The organism is Escherichia sp. E4742 (assembly GCF_005843885.1).
Lineage (GTDB): Bacteria > Pseudomonadota > Gammaproteobacteria > Enterobacterales > Enterobacteriaceae > Escherichia.
Window position 1 is genome coordinate 410,336 of sequence record NZ_CP040443.1, and the last position, 21,905, is coordinate 432,240.

At 50.2% G+C, this 21,905-nt stretch carries 21 protein-coding genes, 6 tRNA genes, 2 other RNA genes and 1 pseudogene; 13 read left to right on the forward strand and 17 right to left on the reverse strand.

Features of this window, described 5'->3' with window-relative positions; translation table 11 throughout:
- Nucleotides 1-22 precede the first annotated feature (22 nt).
- The 5 genes from ypdE to glk form a co-directional block, all read right to left on the reverse strand.
- Nucleotides 23-1,060 (reverse strand): aminopeptidase, encoded by a 1,038-nt coding sequence (gene ypdE, locus FEM44_RS01970; protein ID WP_135521682.1) that lies wholly within the window; start codon nucleotides 1,058-1,060, stop codon nucleotides 23-25.
- Nucleotides 1,060-2,145, reverse strand: a complete 1,086-nt coding sequence (gene ypdF / locus FEM44_RS01975; protein WP_135521680.1) for an aminopeptidase — start codon at nucleotides 2,143-2,145, stop codon at nucleotides 1,060-1,062. Before ypdF ends, ypdE begins: the two co-directional genes overlap by 1 nt.
- Nucleotides 2,146-2,160: 15 nt before the next feature.
- A complete protein-coding gene (locus FEM44_RS01980; protein WP_000985352.1) occupies nucleotides 2,161-3,408 on the reverse strand; it encodes a PTS fructose transporter subunit IIC in 1,248 nt (415 codons plus the stop codon).
- Nucleotides 3,409-3,429: 21 nt separating this feature from the next.
- Nucleotides 3,430-3,756 (reverse strand): PTS fructose transporter subunit IIB, encoded by a 327-nt coding sequence (locus FEM44_RS01985; protein WP_000038455.1) that lies wholly within the window; start codon nucleotides 3,754-3,756, stop codon nucleotides 3,430-3,432.
- Between the two features lie 218 nt (nucleotides 3,757-3,974).
- Nucleotides 3,975-4,940: a glucokinase gene (gene glk / locus FEM44_RS01990; RefSeq protein WP_130216883.1), complete on the reverse strand. Its 966-nt coding sequence runs from the start codon at nucleotides 4,938-4,940 to the stop codon at nucleotides 3,975-3,977.
- Nucleotides 4,941-5,144: 204 nt separating this feature from the next.
- On the opposite strand from glk, the gene FEM44_RS01995 reads away from it, so the two are divergent.
- Together FEM44_RS01995 and ypeC are read left to right on the forward strand one after the other, a co-directional pair.
- Nucleotides 5,145-6,401 (forward strand): ion channel protein, encoded by a 1,257-nt coding sequence (locus FEM44_RS01995; RefSeq protein WP_135521678.1) that lies wholly within the window; start codon nucleotides 5,145-5,147, stop codon nucleotides 6,399-6,401.
- Between the two features lie 114 nt (nucleotides 6,402-6,515).
- Nucleotides 6,516-6,842 carry a DUF2502 domain-containing protein YpeC gene (gene ypeC / locus FEM44_RS02000; RefSeq protein ID WP_135521676.1) on the forward strand — a complete coding sequence of 109 codons (327 nt, stop codon included), beginning with the start codon at nucleotides 6,516-6,518 and terminating at the stop codon, nucleotides 6,840-6,842.
- A 336-nt stretch (nucleotides 6,843-7,178) separates the two neighbouring features.
- Here ypeC and FEM44_RS02005 read toward each other — a convergent pair whose 3' ends face one another.
- Together FEM44_RS02005 and FEM44_RS25935 are read right to left on the reverse strand one after the other, a co-directional pair.
- On the reverse strand, nucleotides 7,179-8,417 hold the full coding sequence (locus tag FEM44_RS02005; protein WP_135521670.1) for an Nramp family divalent metal transporter: 1,239 nt from the start codon (nucleotides 8,415-8,417) through the stop codon (nucleotides 7,179-7,181).
- Nucleotides 8,398-8,457 (reverse strand): hypothetical protein, encoded by a 60-nt coding sequence (locus tag FEM44_RS25935; RefSeq protein WP_423779531.1) that lies wholly within the window; start codon nucleotides 8,455-8,457, stop codon nucleotides 8,398-8,400. The genes FEM44_RS02005 and FEM44_RS25935 overlap by 20 nt, the downstream gene beginning before the upstream one ends.
- 298 nt (nucleotides 8,458-8,755) lie before the next feature.
- Between FEM44_RS25935 and nupC the strand changes: the two genes are divergently transcribed.
- Nucleotides 8,756-9,958: a nucleoside permease NupC gene (gene nupC / locus FEM44_RS02010; RefSeq protein ID WP_010351048.1), complete on the forward strand. Its 1,203-nt coding sequence runs from the start codon at nucleotides 8,756-8,758 to the stop codon at nucleotides 9,956-9,958.
- A 50-nt stretch (nucleotides 9,959-10,008) separates the two neighbouring features.
- Here nupC and FEM44_RS02015 read toward each other — a convergent pair whose 3' ends face one another.
- The 3 genes from FEM44_RS02015 to FEM44_RS02030 form a co-directional block, all read right to left on the reverse strand.
- Entirely contained in the window at nucleotides 10,009-12,198 is a 2,190-nt protein-coding gene (locus FEM44_RS02015) for a bifunctional diguanylate cyclase/phosphodiesterase (RefSeq protein ID WP_135521668.1), read from the reverse strand.
- A gap of 208 nt (nucleotides 12,199-12,406) precedes the next feature.
- Nucleotides 12,407-12,482 (reverse strand) — tRNA-Ala (locus FEM44_RS02025).
- Nucleotides 12,483-12,521: 39 nt separating this feature from the next.
- Nucleotides 12,522-12,597, reverse strand: a tRNA-Ala gene (locus tag FEM44_RS02030).
- Between the two features lie 220 nt (nucleotides 12,598-12,817).
- On the opposite strand from FEM44_RS02030, the gene FEM44_RS02035 reads away from it, so the two are divergent.
- The gene (locus tag FEM44_RS02035; protein ID WP_135521664.1) at nucleotides 12,818-13,177 is read left to right on the forward strand and encodes a YfeC-like transcriptional regulator; all 360 of its coding nucleotides are present in this window, start codon (nucleotides 12,818-12,820) and stop codon (nucleotides 13,175-13,177) included.
- A 1-nt stretch (nucleotide 13,178) separates the two neighbouring features.
- Complete coding sequence (locus FEM44_RS02040; protein WP_130216872.1) at nucleotides 13,179-13,571, forward strand: MerR family transcriptional regulator; 393 nt, start codon at nucleotides 13,179-13,181, stop codon at nucleotides 13,569-13,571.
- Nucleotides 13,572-13,620: 49 nt separating this feature from the next.
- Here the strand turns inward: FEM44_RS02040 and gltX are convergent, their stop codons facing one another.
- Entirely contained in the window at nucleotides 13,621-15,036 is a 1,416-nt protein-coding gene (gene gltX / locus FEM44_RS02045) for a glutamate--tRNA ligase (RefSeq protein WP_135521662.1), read from the reverse strand.
- 258 nt (nucleotides 15,037-15,294) lie between these two features.
- On the opposite strand from gltX, the gene FEM44_RS02050 reads away from it, so the two are divergent.
- From FEM44_RS02050 to FEM44_RS02075, 6 genes are all read left to right on the forward strand, one after another.
- A tRNA-Val gene (locus FEM44_RS02050) sits at nucleotides 15,295-15,370 on the forward strand.
- 44 nt (nucleotides 15,371-15,414) lie between these two features.
- A tRNA-Val gene (locus FEM44_RS02055) sits at nucleotides 15,415-15,490 on the forward strand.
- A 46-nt stretch (nucleotides 15,491-15,536) separates the two neighbouring features.
- Nucleotides 15,537-15,612, forward strand: a tRNA-Val gene (locus tag FEM44_RS02060).
- Nucleotides 15,613-15,616: 4 nt separating this feature from the next.
- A tRNA-Lys gene (locus FEM44_RS02065) sits at nucleotides 15,617-15,692 on the forward strand.
- 24 nt (nucleotides 15,693-15,716) lie between these two features.
- Nucleotides 15,717-15,848: non-coding RNA, RtT sRNA (locus tag FEM44_RS02070), on the forward strand.
- 22 nt (nucleotides 15,849-15,870) lie between these two features.
- Nucleotides 15,871-16,004, forward strand: a non-coding RNA gene (locus FEM44_RS02075) — RtT sRNA.
- Between the two features lie 103 nt (nucleotides 16,005-16,107).
- Here the strand turns inward: FEM44_RS02075 and xapR are convergent.
- The 4 genes from xapR to xapA are packed head-to-tail and all read right to left on the reverse strand — an operon-like array spanning nucleotide 16,108 to nucleotide 19,395.
- Nucleotides 16,108-16,992, reverse strand: a complete 885-nt coding sequence (xapR, locus tag FEM44_RS02080) for a DNA-binding transcriptional regulator XapR (protein ID WP_000439927.1) — start codon at nucleotides 16,990-16,992, stop codon at nucleotides 16,108-16,110.
- A gap of 42 nt (nucleotides 16,993-17,034) precedes the next feature.
- Complete coding sequence (locus FEM44_RS02085; protein ID WP_000651752.1) at nucleotides 17,035-17,193, reverse strand: DUF1427 family protein; 159 nt, start codon at nucleotides 17,191-17,193, stop codon at nucleotides 17,035-17,037.
- A 52-nt stretch (nucleotides 17,194-17,245) separates the two neighbouring features.
- Nucleotides 17,246-18,502, reverse strand: coding sequence for a xanthosine/proton symporter XapB (gene xapB / locus FEM44_RS02090; RefSeq protein WP_135521660.1), 1,257 nt, complete (start codon nucleotides 18,500-18,502; stop codon nucleotides 17,246-17,248).
- Between the two features lie 59 nt (nucleotides 18,503-18,561).
- The gene (gene xapA / locus FEM44_RS02095) at nucleotides 18,562-19,395 is read right to left on the reverse strand and encodes a xanthosine phosphorylase (RefSeq protein WP_135521658.1); all 834 of its coding nucleotides are present in this window, start codon (nucleotides 19,393-19,395) and stop codon (nucleotides 18,562-18,564) included.
- Nucleotides 19,396-19,643: 248 nt separating this feature from the next.
- Between xapA and FEM44_RS02100 the strand changes: the two genes are divergently transcribed.
- The gene (locus FEM44_RS02100) at nucleotides 19,644-20,408 is read left to right on the forward strand and encodes a nucleoside-specific channel-forming Tsx family protein (RefSeq protein ID WP_135521656.1); all 765 of its coding nucleotides are present in this window, start codon (nucleotides 19,644-19,646) and stop codon (nucleotides 20,406-20,408) included.
- A 41-nt stretch (nucleotides 20,409-20,449) separates the two neighbouring features.
- Here the strand turns inward: FEM44_RS02100 and FEM44_RS25940 are convergent.
- Nucleotides 20,450-20,559 (reverse strand): annotated as a pseudogene (locus FEM44_RS25940) (LysR family transcriptional regulator); the annotation flags it as partial.
- Nucleotides 20,560-20,691: 132 nt separating this feature from the next.
- Here FEM44_RS25940 and FEM44_RS02105 point away from each other — a divergent pair.
- Nucleotides 20,692-21,690 (forward strand): bile acid:sodium symporter family protein, encoded by a 999-nt coding sequence (locus FEM44_RS02105; RefSeq protein ID WP_135521654.1) that lies wholly within the window; start codon nucleotides 20,692-20,694, stop codon nucleotides 21,688-21,690.
- Here the strand turns inward: FEM44_RS02105 and FEM44_RS02110 are convergent.
- Nucleotides 21,687-21,905 carry a DUF3820 family protein gene (locus tag FEM44_RS02110; protein WP_073507288.1) on the reverse strand — a complete coding sequence of 73 codons (219 nt, stop codon included), beginning with the start codon at nucleotides 21,903-21,905 and terminating at the stop codon, nucleotides 21,687-21,689. The genes FEM44_RS02105 and FEM44_RS02110 overlap by 4 nt on opposite strands.

Genomic DNA, 21,905 nt, shown 5'->3' on the forward strand with positions numbered 1-21,905 from the left:
CCGCTCCGGGTTAATCAGGAGATCATCTGAAATCCGTCAGTTGAACAACCGTCTCACGCGTAAGACGTTGAATAAGGGCAGATAAAAGTTGCTGCATCTGCAAAATGTCGCGGCAATCGGCAATCGATGCGGCGCAATGTCCATGGCGGGTTGCTGGCCCCATCACCACTGTGGGTATGCCAGTACCGGTTAAGTGCACCGCTCCACCGTCCGTGCCGCCGTTGCTGAACATATCCGCCTGCAACGGTACGCCAATTTCTGCCGCCACGGTTTCAATCCACGCGGTGAGTTTTGGCGGCGCAATCAGCAATTTATCGCTTAACACCAGCATCGGGCCGTTACCAATCTGGCGATGGTTAGCCGAACCATAATCAAAGTTTTTCGCCCAGCAGGCGGTATCAAGCACAATGGCGACATCCGGCGACAACGCGCGGGTGGCGGTTTGCCCGCCGCGTAATCCCACCTCTTCGCTGGAGCTGGCCACCAGCCACACTTCCGCAGGCAGCTCGGCGCCGTGCAGTTCGCGCAGTAACGTCACCAGCAGATAGCAACCGAGGCGGTCATCAAAGGCTTTCCCCATCACTCGCTGGTGGGGGAGAACCTGAAAAGTGGTATCGAAGGTGACGCGATCGCCTGGACGAATTCCCGCCTGCATGACTTCGTCATAGGAGCGCGCACCAATATCCACGCGCATGGCGCTAACGTCATTCCCCTGCCGCTCGCCATCAAGCAGGCCGGGAATTTTGCACTCTTCACGGGTAGTGATCCGCACCGACTGCAGCTGGCGGGCGGCCATGCGCACGTTGCCAACTGGCAGCACATCAATCGCTCCTTCCCGGGAGATGCTGCGCACCATAAATCCCACTTCGTCCATATGCGCGCAGATCATCACCTTCGGACCTGTCGATTCATTGAGGCGGATCAGCACCGATCCCAGACCATCAAATCGCACCTCTTTTTGCAGGCGATCCGCTTCATCCAGCAGGATCTGCCGTACTTCCTGTTCCGAGGAGGCGATCGCATCTGCCTCGCTCAACGCTTTTAATAGCGATAAATCCATTATGCCTCTCCCGTGAGCAACACTGTTTTCGGCATGGCGTAGAGCACTTCTGCGCCTTGCGGGGTGACCAGCACAACATCTTCGATGCGCACGCCCCCTTGCCCTGGCAAATAAATCCCCGGCTCCACGGTCAGTAACATGCCTGGCTGTAGCGTCGTGGTGTCCCGCGGTGAAAAACGCGGATTTTCGTGTACTTCAATGCCGATAGCATGACCGGTGTTATGGCCGAAATAGTCGCCATAACCGGCTTCTGTAATCACCCGGCGCGCGGCATCGTCAACCTGTTGGCAGCGCACGCCGGGGCGAATCGCAGAGATTGCCGCGAGCTGTGCCTGCAAGACAATCTGATACACATTAAACAGCGGGTGAGATTCGGCGCTCACCCCTTCGCCATTAACCAGGACGGTGCGCGTCATATCAGAGCAGTAGCCCTGATACTGCGCACCGAAATCGAGAGTGACAAACTCGCCTGCTGCAACAATCTTGTCGCTGGCTTTACCGTGCGGCAGCGCCCCACGCCAGCCGCTGGCAACAATGGTGTCAAAAGAGGCTTTTTCTGCGCCCTGCTGGCGCATAAACCACTCCAGTTCAGCGGCTATCTCGCATTCGCTCATCCCCGCCTGAATAAAGCGGCGAATATGCTCTGCGCCACGATCGGCAATCCCACAGGCGAGGCGGATTTTCTCCACCTCCTCTGGCGTTTTGATTTGCCGCAGCACATCCGGCGTGGCGCTAACCAGTTTCGCATTGAGTTCGGACTGCCAGCGGTGCGCGGTTTCCCAACTCACCTGCTGGCCTTCAAAACCGAGCGTTTGCAGCTGTTCATCGGCAATGATTTGATTGACGATGGTGGCAAGCGTGTGCATCGCGTCGAGCAAATGCAGCTGGTAGCCTTGCGTGCGGGCTTCTACATCCGCGTAATAGCGCGAGTCCACCAGAATGTGCGCACTTTCACGGCTAATCACTACATAACCTGATCCGGTGGAGATCCCCAGATGCGGCTGTTTGTTCTGCCGTGAGGAGAGAAGCACCGCATCCAGTTGTTGCGCCTTAAGCCAGTCGCGCAGCGAAGCGAGTAATGTCATCTGGATTTTTCCTTCTTACAGGCTATCGATTAACAATTTGCCTTTGCGGAACATCATCAGACGCAGGAACACCACCATCAGCGCAGTAATGATTGCTCCCAGCGCGATCCCCGCCATATAGACGCCCAGATTAGTAACCAGCGGCCACGCCCAGATAGCGGATTCCGGGAACCATTGCACTGCACCCAGCCAGACAGCAGCGGTGGAACCGACAATCGCGCCAACCATATAGGACGGAATGGCGGTGATGGGGCTTTCCAGCGCAAACGGAATCGCACCTTCACTGATCCCCATAAACGCAAGGAACATCGCGGTTTTACCCTGCGGATAAAGCTGAGCGTTGAACAGGCGTTTGCCGGTTAAACGACGATCAATAATGGTCGCCAGACCCAGACCAATCGGCGGAATAACGATAGCGATAGAACGCGCGGTGACCGGTAATACATGGTCGGTGGTAAAGCTGAAGGCGACGAAACCAGCTGCTTTGTTGATTGGACCACCCAAGTCGATTGCGGTCGCCGCAGCAATGCCCATTGCGTACATCAGCGCGCCCTTCTCACCAGCAGCGGTCAGCACGGTACGGATACCGCCGTTGATCCAGCCACCAAACGGCGTGATCACGTAGTACATCGCCAGCATGACAAAAATGGCGGAAAGAATCGGTAGCAAAAATGTGGTTTTGAACGCTAACAGGAAATCCGGTAACTGGATTTTCTGGTTCATCCATTTCACGAGGTAACCCGCGACGATAGAAATAATCAGCGCACCAATGAAGGTAGACGGGACTGGTGAAGAGGTCGCCCACTGCATAGTGCTGGGATCAAAGTTCAGCAGTTGCGTGGGCTGGGTAGACATCAACCCGCCGATAAACCCAGCCGGGAACGCCAGTTTGCCGCCAATAGAGTTCGCCACAAAAGCGGCAAACATCGGAATGGCAAAGCCAAACAGCACGCCGCCAAAGGACTGCGACAGCCAGGCAAATTTCAGTAAGGAGAGGTCGAAACCGGAAAATTTCCCACTATTAAGAGCATCCATAATGCCGATGTCTGCGGGAATTTTAAGCCAGCTATAAGCAATCAGCTGGCTGAAAGCGAGGATCACACCGCCCATAATTAAGGTCGGCACCATGCGTGAAATCCCTGACATCACATGCTGCGGGAGTTCACCCCAGAAGCTGGTTTTAGAGGCCTGCGGATTCTTAACTGCCGCTGCCGCACCGGATGCGCCAGGCACAACGGTTGCACTGCGTTTTTTAATGGCCATAATAATTATCCCTGTCGAATATTACTGTTGTTCAGCGGCAATCATCTCTTCGATTTCTTTGATGATGCCCGCAGCGTTTTTAATTGCGTCCTGCAAAGTGATTTCATAAACGTCGCGTGATTCGAAACGCTCGTTATCTTCTGGTGTTACTGCCACGGAATGAATGATGATGGTCGCTTCGGCGATATCCTGCGCCGTCAGGCGGTTCTGGATGCCATCCGCGCCCTGAGTTTCAATTTTCACTTCATAGCCGGCTTCCACCGCCGCTTCTTCCAGCGCCTGGGCGGCCATAAAGGTGTGAGCCAGGCCCATTGGGCAGGCACATAAGGCAATCAGTTTCTTACTCATCGTTATTTCCTCGTTCGTTTATAGTTGACGAATGAAATTATGAACGTGCAAAACAAATTGCCGTTACCAGACAAATAATGCATTTACTGGAGAATTAATCCCGTAGTGCGGAAGTGTGACGCAGGTCGGCCTTGTGAAGAGACACAAAGAAAAATTGAATTAACCGCTTGATTTAAAAGATTATCGGGAGAGTCACCTCCCGATATGACAGGAAGGATTTACAGAATGTGGCCTAAGGTCTGGCGTAAATGTGCACCAGAACCGAGAAGCCCAGGGTTATCGTGCACAATTAAATAGACCGGAATATCATGAACATAATCTTTAAAGCGCCCTTTGTCTTCAAAAGCGGCACGGAAACCGGAGGCTTTGAAGAACTCAAGGAAACGCGGAACGATACCGCCCGCAATATAGACGCCGCCAAATGTTCCGAGATTGAGCGCCAGATTGCCGCCAAAACGCCCCATAATGACGCAAAACAATGACAACGCACGACGGCAATCAGTGCAGCTGTCAGCCAGCGCGCGTTCGGTAATATCCTTTGGCTTGAGATTTTCCGGCAGGCGGTTGTCAGCTTTCACAATCGCGCGATACAAATTCACCAGACCAGGGCCAGAGAGCACGCGTTCAGCCGAGACATGGCCAATTTCCGCGCGCAGTATTTCAAGGATAATGGCTTCTTCTTCACTGTTTGGCGCAAAATCAACGTGACCGCCTTCACCAGGCAGGCTTACCCAGCGTTTATCGACATGGACCAGATGTGCAACCCCAAGCCCTGTCCCGGCACCGTACACCGCGACAGGTTTACCTTCAACTGGTTCTGCGCCGCCAAACTGGATCAGATGCTCTTTTTTCAGCATCGGGATCGCCATCGAAACCGCCGTAAAATCGTTAATAATCTCCAGGTGGCTAAAACCGAGATTCTTTTTCATTTCGGCAATCGAAAACGCCCAGGTGTGGTTGGTCATTGCCACCCAGTCACCGGTAATTGGGCAAGCAATGGCGATGCAGCCATCTTTCACCTCGACTTTATGCTCTTCAAGATAAACGCGAATGACCGCTTCCAGGCTGGGATAATCAAGCCCTGAATAGGTTTTAGCCTGCGAGATTTCACCACTGGCAATATCACACAGAGCAAGACGTGCGTTAGTACCGCCCACATCACCGACTAATGCATACTTTGTCATTCTTCAACTGCTCCGCTAAAGTCAAAATAATTCTTTCTCACACTGTAAGTTCATGGGGGCATAACAACAACGCCGTAGAGGCGGGCTCCCTGTAAATATCGATCTGGGTCACACATTTACTTTATCGTTTCAGCACCAATTGCAGCGATGTCTTTATGCAAGCTGGGCAAACTAAATATCTGAACCCGCATAAAGGAATAGAACATGCTCCATCCGCGAGCCAGAACCATGTTGTTATTATCGCTCCCCGCTCTGGCAATTGGGATTGCGTCCAGTCTTATTCTGATGGTGGTAATGAAAATCGCCTCGGTATTACAGAATCTGCTCTGGCAACGACTGCCGGGAAGTCTGGGGATAGCCCAGGATTCACCGCTCTGGATCATTGGAATTTTAACGCTGACAGGGGCTGCTGTTGGGCTAGTCATCCGTTTCAGCCGGGGTCATGCCGGGCCGGATCCTGCCTGTGAAGCGCTGATTGGCGCGCCAGTCCCCCCCTCTGCGCTACCTGGACTTATCGTAGCATTAATTCTCGGTCTTGCTGGCGGCGTCAGTCTTGGGCCGGAACATCCCATTATGACCGTCAATATCGCCCTCGCGGTGGCGATTGGCGCGCGTCTGTTACCACGAGTGAACCGGATGGAGTGGACTATTTTAGCCTCTGCGGGCACCATCGGCGCACTGTTTGGCACACCTGTTGCGGCGGCGTTGATATTTTCGCAAACCTTAAATGGCAGCCACGACGTTCCACTTTGGGATCGTCTCTTTGCGCCGTTAATGGCAGCGGCGGCTGGCGCACTAACCACCGGATTGTTTATCCATCCTCATTTTTCGCTGCCCATTGCTCATTACGGACAGATGCAGTTAGCAGACATCATCAGTGGTGCAATTGTGACGGCGATCGCCATCGCGGCAGGTATGGTTGCAGTGTGGTGTTTCCCACGGGTGCACGCGATGATGCATCAGATTAAAAATCCGGTCCTCATGCTGGGAGGTGGCGGCTTTATTCTCGGTATTCTGGGTGTTATTGGTGGGCCTGTTTCGCTATTTAAAGGGCTGGACGAGATGCAGCAGATGGTGACAAATCAGGCTTTCAGCACCAGTGATTACTTATTGCTGGCGGTAATCAAACTTGCCGCCCTGGTCATTGCCGCCGCCAGCGGGTTTCGCGGCGGGCGAATCTTCCCGGCGGTATTTGTCGGCGTAGCGTTAGGTTTGATGCTGCATGCGCACGTTCCCGCCGTTCCAGCGGCCATTACCGTTTCCTGCGCGATTCTCGGCCTCGTACTGGTGGTAACGCGCGATGGCTGGCTAAGTTTGTTTATGGCGGCGGTCGTTGTACCTGATTCCACATTGTTACCGCTACTGTGTATCGTCATGCTTCCGGCATGGTTATTACTGGCAGGTAAACCGATGATGATGGTGAATCGTCCAAAACAACAGCCACCCCACGATAACCTTTAGCAAAAAATGCTCTCCCTTATGATTTAAGAGTTATGGCGATGAAACGGGGCTTTACCTCCCCGTAATATTGCGTTAACAGGCCGCTGACGGCTTCGATCGTGAAGGAGAATAACAATGTTCAGGTCACTGTTTCTGGCGGCCGCCCTGATGGCATTTATCCCGCTTGCAGCAAACGCAGGTGAAATTACCTTACTGCCATCAATTAAATTACAAATTGGCGATCGCGATAATTATGGTAACTACTGGGACGGTGGCCACTGGCGCGATCGTGACTACTGGCACCGTAATTATGAATGGCGTAAAAACCGCTGGTGGCGTCATGATAATGGCCATCACCGTGGCTGGGATAAGCGTAAAGCGTATGAGCGTGGCTATCGCGAAGGCTGGCGCGACCGTGATGATCATCGTGGAAAAGGCCGTGGACATGGGCATCGTCATTAAACACATTCGCTAATGGAGCACAATGCCTGATGCGACGCTTGCGCGTCTTATCAGGCCTACAAACCCGCTCCATTTAACGCGCGGGCGGATAAGGCGTTTTACGCCGCATCCGCCAGTGGTGCCTGATGCGACGCTTGCGCGTCTTATCAGGCCTACAAACCCACTTCATTTAACGCGTAGGGCGGATAAGGCGTTTTACGCCGCATCCGCCAGTGGTGCCTGATGCGACGCTTGCGCGTCTTATCAGGCCTACAAACCCGCTACACTTAACGCGTAGGGCGGATAAGGCGTTTTACGCCGCATCCGCCAGTGGTGCCTGATGCGACGCTCATTCAACTACAGCCCCAATGCCGTTCCCACCAACAACCAGATATTCAGCGTTACCACCAGCACCACAATCATCCAGCCTATTTGTTTAACCCATTTGCTATTGACCAGATCGCCCATCAACTTGCTGTCACTGGTGAAAATCAGCAGTGGCACCAGCGCCAGAGCAATACCAAAACTGAGCAGCACCTGACTCATAACCAGAATCCGTGTCGGATCTAATCCCATCAGAATGACAATAAATGACGGCAGCATGGTTACCGTACGGCGTACCCACAGCGGGATATGAAAGCGAATGAACCCCTGCATCACCACCTGCCCTGCCAACGTACCCACTACCGTTGACGAAAGCCCCGCCGCCACCAGACTTAAACCAAAAACCGTTGCCGCAGCATTGCTTAACAGCGGTTGCAGCGTCAGGTAAGCCTCATCAAGGTCGGCAACACCAGTATGACCAGAAAAGTGAAACGCGGCGGCAGCCGTTGCTATCATCGCCAGATTGACAAAGCCAGCGATGGTCATGGCAATCGCCACATCCCATTTGGTCGCAGAGTAACGTTGCTGGCGTGAACCACCGTGTAGATGCTGGGTAAGCGAAGAGTGAAGATAAATCACATGCGGCATAATCGTCGCCCCTAACACGCCAGCCGCCAGGAAGACCGCTTCCGAGGTCGGTAAACTCGGTATCGCCATACCTTTGCTCAACTGCACCAGATTCGGTTGGGAGAAAATCAGCTCAACAATATAGGCCGCCGCCACAAACAACAGAAGCCCACCAATCACTTTCTCCAGCGGTTTTTGCCCGCGACGTTGCAGCATTAAAATCAGGAAAGTGGCGATACCTGTCAGCACCGCCCCCTGCAATAAAGAAACACCAAGAATGAGTTTGAAACCGATCGCCGCACCAATAAATTCCGCCAGGTCGGTAGCCATCGCAATAATTTCTGCCTGAACCCAATAGAACCAGACGACAGGACGCGGATAGTGATCGCGAATTTGTTCCGCCAGATTTTTACCGGTGGTAATCCCCAGTTTGGCAGAGAGGATCTGAATCAGCATCGCCATCAGATTAGCCCAGACGACCACCCACAACAGTTGATAGCCGAAGCTGGCGCCCGCCTGAATATTGGTCGCAAAATTACCGGGATCGATATAACCAATCGCCGCAATGAACGCCGGTCCCATTAATGCGAGCCTCATCTTGCGCGCCGCCCGTCCGCTGCTACTCTCAACGCGATAGTTCGTCATCTTGTTGTGCCTCTAAAACATAGCCTTTGCTATGTTTCATGCTATGTCAAACGAGAATGATTATCAAATTCATTTAAATGGATTGTGGTGATTTCTCTGATAGGCCAGGATTATGACTACGAAAAGATTGATGATTTGAATGTTATAATTATGTTTAATGTTAGCACATTTACATAACTTTCAGCTTCCATACACAACATAGAAAAAATGTATGACAGGTCACTATTTTTGAAGCTTGTCACAGGACGTCATTATAGTGTGTGTCAGATCTCGTTTTCCTTACCCATGTTACATAGAATGTGCACGGAAATTTAACCTGCCTCATATTTGGAGCAAATATGGACCGCGTCCTTCATTTTGTACTGGCACTTGCCGTTGTTGCGATTCTCGCACTGCTGGCAAGTAGCGACCGCAAAAAAATTCGTATCCGTTATATTATTCAACTGCTTGTTATCGAAGTATTACTGGCGTGGTTCTTCCTGAACTCTGACGTTGGTCTGGGCTTCGTGAAAGGCTTCTCCGAAATGTTCGAAAAACTGCTCGGATTTGCCAACGAAGGTACTAACTTCGTCTTTGGTAGCATGAATGATCAAGGCCTGGCATTCTTCTTCCTGAAAGTGCTGTGCCCTATCGTCTTTATTTCTGCGTTAATCGGTATTCTCCAGCACATTCGCGTGTTGCCGGTGATTATCCGCGCGATTGGTTTCCTGCTTTCCAAAGTCAACGGCATGGGCAAACTGGAATCCTTTAACGCCGTCAGCTCCCTGATTCTGGGTCAGTCCGAGAACTTTATCGCCTATAAAGATATCCTCGGCAAAATCTCCCGTAATCGTATGTACACCATGGCAGCAACTGCGATGTCCACCGTTTCTATGTCCATCGTTGGCGCATACATGACGATGCTGGAGCCGAAATACGTCGTTGCGGCGCTGGTACTGAACATGTTCAGCACCTTTATCGTGCTGTCGCTGATCAACCCTTACCGTGTTGATGCCAGCGAAGAAAACATTCAGATGTCCAACCTGCACGAAGGTCAGAGCTTCTTCGAAATGCTGGGTGAATACATTCTGGCAGGTTTCAAAGTCGCCATTATCGTTGCAGCGATGCTGATCGGCTTTATCGCCCTGATCGCCGCGCTGAACGCACTGTTTGCCACCGTGACCGGCTGGTTTGGCTACAGCATCTCCTTCCAGGGCATCCTGGGCTACATCTTCTATCCGGTTGCATGGGTAATGGGTGTTCCGTCCAACGAAGCACTGCAAGTGGGCAGTATCATGGCGACCAAACTGGTTTCCAACGAGTTCGTAGCAATGATGGATCTGCAGAAAATTGCTTCCACGCTTTCTCCGCGTGCAGAAGGCATCATCTCTGTATTCCTGGTATCCTTTGCTAACTTCTCTTCTATCGGGATTATCGCGGGTGCAGTTAAAGGCCTGAACGAAGAGCAAGGTAACGTGGTTTCTCGCTTCGGTCTGAAACTGGTTTACGGCTCTACGCTGGTTAGTGTGCTGTCTGCGTCAATCGCAGCACTGGTACTGTAAGCGAATCCATTAAAAAAGCCGGGGATAATTCCCCGGCATTTTTACGCCTGTTAATCAACTAATGGTTGCGGGCGACCAATTAAATACCCTTGCAGATATTGCACCCCGAGCTTATGCAATAGCGCCTGCTGCTGTTGCGTCTCGACAAACTCCGCGACCACACTCAATGACTTCGCTTTCGCCAGATCGGTAATTGATCTCACTATCATCGCATCCAGTGTATTAGTGACGATATCCTTAACGAAGACGCCATCAATCTTGATGATATCAGCCTGCAAACGTTTTAACCGTTCGTAGTTGGCATAGCCTGTGCCAAAGTCATCAATCGCAATACGGAAGCCAAACTTATGCAGTTGTTCGATATTGTACATACTGCTTTCTGCGTTAGAAAACGCCTGCTCCTCGGTGATCTCAATAATCACAGCCTCCGGGGAGACACGGTAACGTTTAAACAGACGAATAATTCGCCCGGCGATATTCTTTTGCAGTAGAGTGAGTGGCATTAAATTGACTGAAAAGCGCGGGCCTTTCTTGTCGCAAGGGTGGGTTGCCAGCCACTTCAGTAGGGATTCCAGCACCTGTAAATCGAATCGCGCACTAAGGTTAAATTGGGCAATAAGCGGCAAAAATTTATCAGGCGTCATTATGCCGCCGTCGTATTTCAGACGCGCAAGGATTTCATCATAGCCCTGCCCCTCTTTGTTACGAATGGGTTGAGCGTAGAGGAGCAAATCACCATTATCTAACGCCTTACGAATGGTGTTCAGCAACAGTACCTGTTTGGTGGTCTGCCCGGACGCCATCTCCTCTCGATTATCCAACGCCAGAACGTGATGATGAACGCAGGATTGTTCCGCCAGCCAGCTTAACTGCCCCAGCATGGGCTGCAGGGTTTCCTGATTGCCATCAAAACGCCCCCAGGCAGCACCGTAGCCCATATCCAGCCCGGTGTTGTTCCAGTGGATTTGCCGACTGTTGAGAACGTTAACCATATGCTGTAGCCGCCCTTCCGTTTCCGGCCCGGTCAGTACCAACAACAATTCGCTCCCCGGCAATTGATACAACTTTTCGTTTTCCTGCATCAATGGCAGTAATGTACGGTAAATTGAGCGGATACAATGAACGCGCATTACTAACCCGTAATGGCGACTCATAAACTCAAGATTATCAATGCGCAGACAGCAAAAACTCTTACCAGCCTCTTGCTCCTGCGATTGCTCCAGTGCACGAAAGTTGGGTAATAGCGTTAACGGATCGGTCAGGGCCTGCAAATGCCAGCGACGGTTAAGCCATTCGCTACGATAATAAATGCGTACCATGTAAAGCAGGCAAACGCTAAAGGAAATCAGCACCGCGAGAATAAATGCCAGCGAATATTCTGTTTCCACCCCTTGTAAAAAATTCTGGTTGTAATTCAGGAGGAAAAGCGTCGATACAGCCCAGGTAAGATTTAAAAACGGATAACGAAGTTTACCGACACCAAGGGTAAAGATGATAAAGAAAACAGGTACCAGATAGCCGGCGATAAAGTCGTTTTCATAAGGCGTGCACATCAAAAGTAGCAGAACGCTAAGAGCCGCCAGCCAACTTAAGGTAAATGTGCGTTTTTCTTTACTCAGCGACGGCGCGATATCTCTGCGCCACAATATCTGTGCAAAGTGAGGACTTACAATCATGCGAGTGAGATAGTAGAAGAGCATGTTGTAAATCAACACGGCGGTGAAAAGGCTTAGTAAATCAACGACCGTGAAAATCGCGTCGGCATCGCCGAAAAAGGTTGATATCTTTAGTGGGAAATCAAAGAACCTGCCCACGAGATACATGCTGCATTTGATGCCGAACGGCGTCACCAAACCAAGCCAGAAGAGACGTTGCCATACGTTTCGGGTGGTTAATCCATAGCGCCAACGCGTTCCCAACTGCCAGCGTAATATCGCGCAGGCACACAGCACAGCAAACGTCTGGCTGCCAAGCATAACGGCGGTTTGCAAAAATGAGAGATGAAAATTCCACAGATTGGTGCAAAACATTCCACATAAAACGGGAACGACACCGCGCCAGCCGAAGATAAAGAATATTGATAGCATTACGCACAGTGGCATCCACGCCAGGAAAATATAGCTGGAGTGGATAACAGCAAGTGGCGATATAAAACGGGATAGCTGAATAAGTACCACGGTGAGCGTAAACGCTAGTGTAAATATCTTGATATTTTTTATCAGGTTATGCTCCACAAACATGAGTACACTACTCTCACTGATCGGGGTTTTAAGGCACACAAATAATATGTTTATTCGCATCGCGAAGCAAACAGGGACCGACCTGTTGCCGATATTTCATCCAATGATGTTTCCAACAGGCAACACTAACCCGGGGCGTAGACTGTATTACAAAAGCGGCAAAAAGCAGAGACAAAAAACCCCCGCTTCGCAGCGAGGGTTTGAAATTTGGTGGAGCTAAGCGGGATCGAACCGCTGACCTCTTGCATGCCATGCAAGCGCTCTCCCAGCTGAGCTATAGCCCCACGAGTCGTTTACGTACCAAATTTGCTGGGTGCAAAATTTGGTGGAGCTAAGCGGGATCGAACCGCTGACCTCTTGCATGCCATGCAAGCGCTCTCCCAGCTGAGCTATAGCCCCATAACGTAAAGCTTGTCGAGTTGACGGGCGGCATCATATGAATTCCGCCCGAATGTGTCAACGGCAAATTGCAAGGCGTAGTTTCAATCGCTGAAAAATCAGGCAAATGAACTATTTTGGATAGTCGCTCGCATTCAGTAGTTATTCCTGTCACGGTTTCTTGTAAAGTGGTGTTATAAAATGAACCACTAATAGACCCGCAATCATTCAGGGAATTGTTATGTTCAAGGAGAGGATGACGCCAGATGAACTTGCCAGGCTGACCGGTTATAGCCGCCAGACCATCAATAAATGGGTACGCAAGCAAGGCTGGACGACATCACCAAAACCAGGTGTCCAGGGTGGCAAGGCCCGACTGATTCACGTCAATAAACAAGTTCGTGAATATATTCGTAATGCAGAACGCCCTGACGGTCAGAGAGAAGCACCTGAACTGTCTGGCGATACGCCGCTTGAAATGCTGCTGGTAACGCTGGCGAAAGAAATGACGCCTCTTGAACAAAAACAGTTTACATCCTTGCTTCTGCGGGAAGGGATTATCGGATTATTACAACGCTTAGGGATTCGCGACAGCAAATAATATGAAAAGATTACGCAATAAAATGACCACCGAAGAGCTGGCGGAATGCCTCGGTGTGGCTAAACAAACTGTTAACCGTTGGATCAGAGAAAAGGGCTGGAGAACGGAAAAATTTCCCGGCGTGAAAGGAGGTCGTGCCAGACTTATTCTGGTCGATTCGCAGGTTTGCGAGTTTATTCAGAACACGCCTGCGTTCCATAACACACCAATGTTGATGGAAGCTGAAGAGAGAATTGCTGAATACGCTCCTGGTGCACGCGCCCCGGCGTATCGACAAATCATCAACGCGATAGATAATATGACAGACATTGAGCAGGAAAAAGTCGCGCAATTTTTGTCACGTGAAGGAATTCGCAATTTCCTCGCCCGTCTCGATATTGACGAATCAGCATAAGTAAAAAAACGGCAGGATATTATCTCCTGCCGTTTTTTTTATACTCTAATTACTGCTGATTTTCGCGTTCAGCAATAAAGGCCAGCGCTTTGTTGATACGCTCAATGCTACGTGCTTTACCGATCGCGTGAACGGTAACATCCAGTGCCGGAGACTGCCCAGCACCAGTGACAGCAACACGCAGCGGCATCCCTACTTTACCCATCCCCACTTCCAGCTCATCCGCTGTAGCCTGAATCGCGTGGTGAACATTTTCCGCCGTCCAGTCAGTGATAGCAGACAGTTTGTCACGTACCACTTCCAGCGGCTGACGCGCTACCGGACGCAGATGTTTTTTCGCAGCATCGGCATCAAACTCAGCAAAATCTTCGTAGAAGTAACGGCAGCTCTGTGCCATCTCTTTGAGCGTTTTGCAGCGTTCGCCCAGCAGTTTCACCAGCTCAGCAAGCTGCGGGCCGTTACGGGTATCAATATTTTCCTGCTCGATGTGCCACTGTAAATGGGTAGCAACATACTCCGGCGGCAGCGTGTTAATGTAATGATGGTTCAGCCACAGCAGCTTGTCGGTGTTGAACGCACTGGCCGATTTGCTGACGGCATTCAGGGTGAAGTATATGATCATCTCTTCACGAGTGAAGATTTCCTGATCGCCGTGGGACCAGCCCAGACGCACCAGATAGTTCAACAGTGCTTCTGGCAGATAGCCGTCATCACGATACTGCATTACGCTGACTGCACCGTGACGTTTGGACAATTTTTTACCGTCATCACCGTTGATCATAGAAACGTGTGCGTAAACCGGTACGGGCGCTTTCAGAGCTTTCAGAATGTTGATCTGGCGCGGCGTGTTGTTGATATGGTCTTCACCACGGATGACGTGAGTAATTTCCATATCCCAGTCGTCGACAACCACACAGAAGTTATAGGTCGGAGAACCATCGGTACGGCGGATAATCAGATCATCCAGCTCCTGGTTGCTGAACTCGATTGGACCACGGATCTGATCGTCAAAAACAACGGAACCTTCCTGTGGGTTAGCAAAACGTACAACGCACGGTTCATCATCAGCGTGATGTTCATGGCTGTGGCGGCAACGGCCGTCATAACGCGGCTTCTCGCCTTTTGCCATCTGCTCTTCACGCAGCGCTTCGAGGCGCTCTTTAGAGCAGTAGCATTTATAGGCAGTACCCTCTTCCAGCATCTGATCGATAACCGCGTTATAGCGATCGAAACGTTTGGTCTGGAAGTACGGGCCTTCATCCCACTCCAGACTCAGCCAGTTCATGCCATCCATAATGGCTTCGATAGCTTCCGGCGTGGAACGCTCAAGATCGGTGTCTTCAATACGCAGCACGAACTCACCGCCGTGGTTACGTGCAAAAAGCCAGGAGTAAAGAGCAGTACGCGCGCCGCCAACGTGCAGATAGCCTGTTGGGCTTGGCGCGAAGCGAGTTTTGATTTTCATGAAATGGCCTTACGTTTAGAAAGATGCCGACAACCGGCAAATCCTGGAAAAATTGAGTGGGCGATATTCTATCACTCCAGCCTGATTCCTCAATGTAGTTCGGGTTGCTACATGATGCATTATTGTTTTCGTTGACAAATTGCGCAACACGGTCTGTTTCGCGATCATCTTGCTTAAAATTACGACGAACGAACAATTTCTTTAGAAAATGCATTGACTCATTTTCAACTCTCCCTATAATGCGACTCCACACAGCGGGGGTGATTAGCTCAGCTGGGAGAGCACCTCCCTTACAAGGAGGGGGTCGGCGGTTCGATCCCGTCATCACCCACCAACTACTTTATGTAGTCTCCGCCGTGTAGCAAGAAATTGAGAAGTGGGTGATTAGCTCAGCTGGGAGAGCACCTCCCTTACAAGGAGGGGGTCGGCGGTTCGATCCCGTCATCACCCACCACTTTCTCGCCAGCTAAATTTCTTGTAACAATGTGAAGTACCGAAGTGGGTGATTAGCTCAGCTGGGAGAGCACCTCCCTTACAAGGAGGGGGTCGGCGGTTCGATCCCGTCATCACCCACCACTTCGGGTCGTTAGCTCAGTTGGTAGAGCAGTTGACTTTTAATCAATTGGTCGCAGGTTCGAATCCTGCACGACCCACCAATGTAAAAAAGCGCCCTAAAGGCGCTTTTTTGCTATCTGCGATATTCAAAGATTCGAACCTGCAGCAGGTTCGAGTTGAGCGCAGCGAAACAACGGAGCCGCTCGCGGCGACGGCCCGAAGGGCGAGCGAAGCGAGTCATCCTGCACGACCCACCAATGTAAAAAGGCGCCCTAAAGGCGCCTTTTTGCTATGTGCGATATTCAAAGATTCGAACCTGCAGCAGGTTCGAGTTGAGCGCAGCGAAACAACGGAGCCGCTTGCGGCTACGACCCGAAGGGCGAGCGAAGCGAGTCATCCTGCTCGACCCACCAATGTAAAAAAGCGCCCTAAAGGCGCTTTTTTTGCTATCTGCGATTTGCGAAATTGCCTGATGCGCTTCGCTTATCAAATCTACAATTTCTGGCAACTCCTCGCCTACTGTGTCAATGCTGCCAATAGCTTAACCATCGCAGGTGTCACCTGCTGCGTTTCATAAACAATATACAAATCTGCCGGGATGCGCTCTTTGAGCGGACGGAAAATGACACCAGGCCAGTTCATCTGTGCGTAGCTGTCTGCTATCAAGGTGATACCAATGCCCATACTGATCATGGCCAGCACCGTTTGCGGTTCATTAACTTCGCGAATAACAACCGGTGAAAACCCCGCCTGCTGGCAAACGCGCTGCAAAAAATCCCAGTCAGTGTACACGGGCGGCATTGTGACAAAATACTCGTCACGTAGTGCTTCCAGAGGAACGGCGGAATATGATGAGAGGTGATGCTCTTCAGGCATCGCTACCAGAAACGCCGATTCATGCAAGCGTAAGCTGGTAAAATCTTCTGGAGGTTCTGTCGCCATTCGCCAAATCCCGGCATCGAGTTCGCGACGCTCCAACAGCGCCATTTGCATCGCAGGCATCTTTTCGCGAAACAATACTTCAACGTTGGGATTTTCCCTAAGAAATCGCCGCATAACCGGTCGCATTCGTCCCCACATTGCCGTTCCAACCACACCGAGTTCAATCCGCCCTGCTTCTCCCCGGCCTATTTGTTCAATCCGAGCCAACACCTGATTTGCATTCATCAGCAATCGGCGGGATTCTTCCATCAAGATTTTGCCCGCGTGTGTCAGGACGACGCTGCGCGAATGACGAATAAAAAGCTGTGTGCCAAGTTGATTTTCCAGCTCTTTAATATGAATACTGAGCGGAGGCTGAGACATATTTAAACGCGCCGCTGCGCGGCCAAAATGTAACTCTTCCGCTACAGCAAGAAAATAACGGAGCAACTTAAGGTCTGTTCTGTAAATGCGTTCCATAATTAAGTGCTCCGTTTAATAAACATATATCTTGTTAAATTATCACGGCATAAAGTATTTCACCACCAGATAACCTACATACATAAACACAATAGATAATATACCCGGCAATACATTTGGCACAGGAATAGGTAATCGCACGATTGTAAATAAAGCACCAATACCAAAACCGACGCCAGAAGAAAATAAAATATCTTTCACTAATTAACCTTTATCATAAAAGCAGCCCCGAAAAACAGAGCTGCAAATCCTTTTAATGTGTCACTGTTCGATGTGTTATCTTTTCAGGGTCATGGTTATATTTAAACCCAAAGAAAAATATCACTGCGAGGAAAAGAGAATATCCTGCAAACATCAGCCAAATAGTTTGCCAGTCTTTTACGCCATCTACCGAGAAGTAATCTACTGCCATGCCGCTCAGAATCGAGCCCACCCACGCACCGACACCATTTACCATGGTCATAAAGAGCCCCTGTGCGCTGGCACGAATGCTGGAATCAACTTCCTGTTCGACAAAGACCGAACCTGAAATATTGAAGAAATCGAATGCACAGCCGTAAACAATCATCGACAGCAGCAGCAAAACAAACCCGGTTGGTGACGGATCTCCATAAGCGAAGAAGCCAAAGCGTAGCGTCCAGGCCACCATACTCATAAGCATGACCGTTTTGATACCGAAACGCTTTAAAAAGAACGGAATCGTCAGAATGAAACCGACTTCAGCCATCTGTGAAACTGACAGTAAAATGGACGGATACTTCACCACGAAGCTATCAGCAAACTCCGGGTTACGAGCAAAATCATGCAGGAACGGGTTGCCAAAAACGTTGGTAATTTGCAGTACCGCGCCCAGCATCATGGCGAAGAGGAAAAAGATGGCCATGCGTGGATTTTTGAACAGCACGAAAGCATCCAGACCGAGCTTACTGGCAAGCGAAGTAGCCACTTTTTTCTGCGCAACAGGAATCTTAGGCAAAGTCAGCGCATAAGCCGACAGCAGCAGAGACGCACCGGAAGCGATATACAGTTGCAGACTGCTCAATTCCAGATGCAGTAAGCTTACCGCCCACATCGCGACAATGAATCCCACCGTACCAAAAACGCGAATGGGTGGGAAAGCAGTCACCGGATCAAGCCCTGCCTGGGCCAGGCAAGAGTAAGAGACACTGTTCGATAATGCGATAGTCGGCATAAATGCCATCGCATTGATTAACATCACCCAAAACATCGTATCCGGATCACTCACCGACGCCGCATAAAAAAGTACGCCCGCGCACACCAGATGGCACAGCATATATGCTCGTTCAGCGCGCAGCCATTTGTCCGCGATGATCCCCATAATGCCAGGCATAATAATCGCGGCAATACCTTTGGAGCTGTAAACCATGCCGACATTAGCGCCGGTAAAATGGAGGGTATTAATCATGTAAGAACCGAGGGTAACCAGCCAGCTCCCCCAGATAAAATATTGCAAAAAGGACATTACCTTTAAGCGCAAAGCGATGCTCATAATCGTTTCCTTGTCGCATCATGTGGCCTCACCCGTGAGGCCGTTTATTGTTGTTTTAATCAGGCAATTTTGCGCAGAAACCCGCAAATAAGGTTGATAAAGTTCTGCTTAGAGAGCTCTGCTGCTGCCAGCGTTTGGGTATGCGAGAGCTTCACGTCACTCAGACCTTCTGCCATATTGGTAATCGCAGAAACGGCCACTACCTTCAGGTCACAATGGCGTGCTGAAATAACTTCAGGCACAACGGACATTCCAACGACATCCCCGCCAATAATTTGCATCATGCGAATTTCAGCCGCCGTTTCGAAATTCGGCCCCGGATACGAAACAAACACACCTTCCGTCAGGGGGAATCCCTCTTCTTTCGCCACTTTTTGCAACAGCGCCCGGTAATCCGCATCATAGGCATTCGCCAGCGAGAAGAATCGCTCTCCAAAACGTTCATCGTTAAGACCCACCATCGGTGTACCCGGCATGGTGTTAATGTGGTCTTTCAGTGCAACCAGACTGCCCGCCCCCACCTCCGGACGCAGTGAGCCAGCCGCATTGGTGCAGAACAGCAGTTCACAACCCAGCAATTTGAAAGTACGAATCGCGTCGGTCATGATGGTCATTCCACGACCTTCATAGAAATGTCCCCGACCTTTCATGCATGCCACCGGCACGCCCTGGAGGTGACCCAGCACCAGTTCACCCGCATGACCATGAACGGTACTCACCGGGAATCCAGGCAACTTTTCGTAGGAAATTGCGACTGCGTTCTCAATCTGATCGGCTAGCGCGCCCAGCCCGGAACCTAAAATAAAGGCCACTCGTGGCGTGAAATCTGGTTTATAAGCCCGGATAATATCGACGCAATACAGTGGGTTATGAGAAAAATTTGCCTGAGACATATATATCCTTTTTCTGTAGGTTTGAATCTAACGCCTTTTTATAGCGAGGTTGTCCCGGCTCTTACCAATACACTTTTTTCACGCATTCAATAGTGATTCTATATCGATGGATTTATATCTTTTCACTATTAATTCTCAGCAAAAACTGTATTGGCGATATTCACTCCCTTGCATTAACAATATGCCGTTTTTAAGCAACCATTTTATTAAGCAATCTACTAATAACGATCGGCATAGGGATTTATGCTATGAAAAAACATCTTCTGACTCTGACACTTTCCTCTTTATTAGCTATACCTGCTATATCTCATGCAGAATTTAAAGGTGGATTTGCAGATATCGGCGTGCATTACCTGGACTGGACCAGCCGAACTACTGAGAAATCGTCGGCCAAATCACACAAAGATGATTTTGGTTATCTTGAACTGGAAGGTGGTGCTAACTTTAGTTGGGGAGAAATGTACGGGTTCTTCGACTGGGAAAACTTTTATAACGACCGCCACGATAAACCAGGTAGCGAGCAGCGTTATACCTTTAAAAATACCAACCGCATTTACCTGGGCGATACCGGATTTAATCTCTACCTACACGCGTATGGCACCTACGGTTCTGCAAATCGGGTAAATTTCCACGATGATATGTTCCTGTACGGTTTCGGCTACAACTTCACCGGCAACGGTTGGTGGTTCAAGCCTTTCTTTGCCAAACGCTATACGGACCAAACCTATTACACTGGCGATAACGGCTACGTGGCAGGTTGGGTTGCGGGTTACAGCTTTATGCTGGGCAGAGAGAAATTCACCCTCACCAACTGGAACGAGTACGAGTTTGACCGTGATGCCACCTACGCAGCAGGTAATGGCGGTAAAGAAGGGCTGAACGGTGCGGTCGCCCTCTGGTGGAACGCTACTCCGAATATAACTACGGGGCTCCAGTACCGCTACGCGGACGACAAGCTGGGAGAAGCCTGGTATCAGGACGCCATCATTTACTCGGTCAAATTTAACTTCTGAACCATTTCTGCCGGGATTCCCGGCAGAAATACATAACACGATATATGATACAACGAATCCCCTTCTCGCCCTGCCATCACTATTCCCCTTGTTCTTGCACCACGTCCTCTAATGCTTCAGCAGTTGTTGAAAGTGACCGGTTCTTCCTGCGCTACTGTGACGAAAACATTTAATTGTTTTACTGAGTAATTCATCTATTTTCTTCATGAATGAATGCAATAAATCAATTTTATTTCTCAAACTGAAAGAAGCACAATAGCACCATCGATCATCTGGAGTATTTATGAAACTTTTTCGTATCCTCGATCCTTTCACCTTAACCCTGGTCACGGTGGTGTTACTGGCTTCTTTCTTTCCGGCCAGAGGCGGTTTCGTCCCCTTCTTTGAAAATCTGACCACGGCAGCTATTGCCCTGTTGTTCTTTATGCACGGCGCTAAGCTGTCGCGTGAGGCGATAATTGCTGGCGGTAGTCACTGGCGGTTGCATTTATGGGTAATGTGCAGCACCTTCGTACTGTTTCCGATTCTGGGTGTGTTGTTTGCCTGGTGGAAACCCGTAAACGTCGATCCCATGCTCTATTCCGGCTTTCTCTATCTTTGTATTCTTCCTGCCACCGTGCAGTCTGCAATCGCTTTTACTTCGATGGCGGGCGGTAACGTCGCGGCTGCCGTTTGTTCTGCATCAGCATCCAGCCTGCTGGGTATTTTCCTTTCGCCATTGCTGGTTGGTCTGGTGATGAATGTTCACGGGGCAGGAGGCAGCCTTGAGCAGGTCGGTAAAATTATGCTGCAACTACTGCTGCCGTTCGTGCTGGGGCATCTTTCTCGCCCATGGATTGGCAACTGGGTGGCGCGCAATAAAAAGTGGATTGCGAAAACTGACCAGACCTCCATTCTGTTGGTGGTCTATACAGCGTTCAGCGAAGCCGTCGTTAATGGTATCTGGCATAAAGTTGGCTGGGGATCATTGCTGTTTATCGTGGTGGTCAGCTGCGTTCTTCTGGCTATCGTGATTGTAGTTAACGTCTTTATGGCACGCCGACTGGGTTTCAATAAAGCGGATGAGATAACGATTGTCTTCTGTGGTTCGAAAAAGAGTCTGGCAAATGGCATCCCGATGGCAAACATTCTGTTCCCCACATCGGTGATCGGTATGATGGTACTGCCGTTGATGATTTTCCATCAGATCCAACTGATGGTTTGCGCGGTGCTGGCGCGTCGTTATAAGCGCCAGACCGAGCAACTACAGGCGCAGCAGGAAAGCCACGCAGGGAAGATTTAAAGCGAACGTTTCAGGGGCTGAACCAGTTGCGTCAGCCCCTCGGTTTTAATCAGCAGCGTGATTTGCATTAGCTCACCGAGCTTCCCTGCCGGAAATTCATCCTTGCGGGCAAACCACAGCAGATACTCTTCCGGCAGGTCGATTAAGCGACGCCCTTTGTACTTGCCAAACGGCATTATCGTATTGGCTATTTCAATCAGCTGCTCTTTTTCCAT

Bases quoted from the DNA above. Each gene is read 5' to 3' on its own strand.
- ypdE (WP_135521682.1), bottom strand. From the start codon at position 1,060: ATGGATTTATCGCTATTAAAAGCGTTGAGCGAGGCAGATGCGATCGCC.
- ypdF (WP_135521680.1), bottom strand. From the start codon at position 2,145: ATGACATTACTCGCTTCGCTGCGCGACTGGCTTAAGGCGCAACAACTG.
- FEM44_RS01980 (WP_000985352.1), bottom strand. From the start codon at position 3,408: ATGGCCATTAAAAAACGCAGTGCAACCGTTGTGCCTGGCGCATCCGGT.
- FEM44_RS01985 (WP_000038455.1), bottom strand. From the start codon at position 3,756: ATGAGTAAGAAACTGATTGCCTTATGTGCCTGCCCAATGGGCCTGGCT.
- glk (WP_130216883.1), bottom strand. From the start codon at position 4,940: ATGACAAAGTATGCATTAGTCGGTGATGTGGGCGGTACTAACGCACGT.
- FEM44_RS01995 (WP_135521678.1), top strand. From the start codon at position 5,145: ATGCTCCATCCGCGAGCCAGAACCATGTTGTTATTATCGCTCCCCGCT.
- ypeC (WP_135521676.1), top strand. From the start codon at position 6,516: ATGTTCAGGTCACTGTTTCTGGCGGCCGCCCTGATGGCATTTATCCCG.
- FEM44_RS02005 (WP_135521670.1), bottom strand. From the start codon at position 8,417: ATGACGAACTATCGCGTTGAGAGTAGCAGCGGACGGGCGGCGCGCAAG.
- nupC (WP_010351048.1), top strand. From the start codon at position 8,756: ATGGACCGCGTCCTTCATTTTGTACTGGCACTTGCCGTTGTTGCGATT.
- FEM44_RS02015 (WP_135521668.1), bottom strand. From the start codon at position 12,198: ATGTTTGTGGAGCATAACCTGATAAAAAATATCAAGATATTTACACTA.
- FEM44_RS02035 (WP_135521664.1), top strand. From the start codon at position 12,818: ATGTTCAAGGAGAGGATGACGCCAGATGAACTTGCCAGGCTGACCGGT.
- FEM44_RS02040 (WP_130216872.1), top strand. From the start codon at position 13,179: ATGAAAAGATTACGCAATAAAATGACCACCGAAGAGCTGGCGGAATGC.
- gltX (WP_135521662.1), bottom strand. From the start codon at position 15,036: ATGAAAATCAAAACTCGCTTCGCGCCAAGCCCAACAGGCTATCTGCAC.
- xapR (WP_000439927.1), bottom strand. From the start codon at position 16,992: ATGGAACGCATTTACAGAACAGACCTTAAGTTGCTCCGTTATTTTCTT.
- xapB (WP_135521660.1), bottom strand. From the start codon at position 18,502: ATGAGCATCGCTTTGCGCTTAAAGGTAATGTCCTTTTTGCAATATTTT.
- xapA (WP_135521658.1), bottom strand. From the start codon at position 19,395: ATGTCTCAGGCAAATTTTTCTCATAACCCACTGTATTGCGTCGATATT.
- FEM44_RS02100 (WP_135521656.1), top strand. From the start codon at position 19,644: ATGAAAAAACATCTTCTGACTCTGACACTTTCCTCTTTATTAGCTATA.
- FEM44_RS02105 (WP_135521654.1), top strand. From the start codon at position 20,692: ATGAAACTTTTTCGTATCCTCGATCCTTTCACCTTAACCCTGGTCACG.
- FEM44_RS02110 (WP_073507288.1), bottom strand. From the start codon at position 21,905: ATGGAAAAAGAGCAGCTGATTGAAATAGCCAATACGATAATGCCGTTT.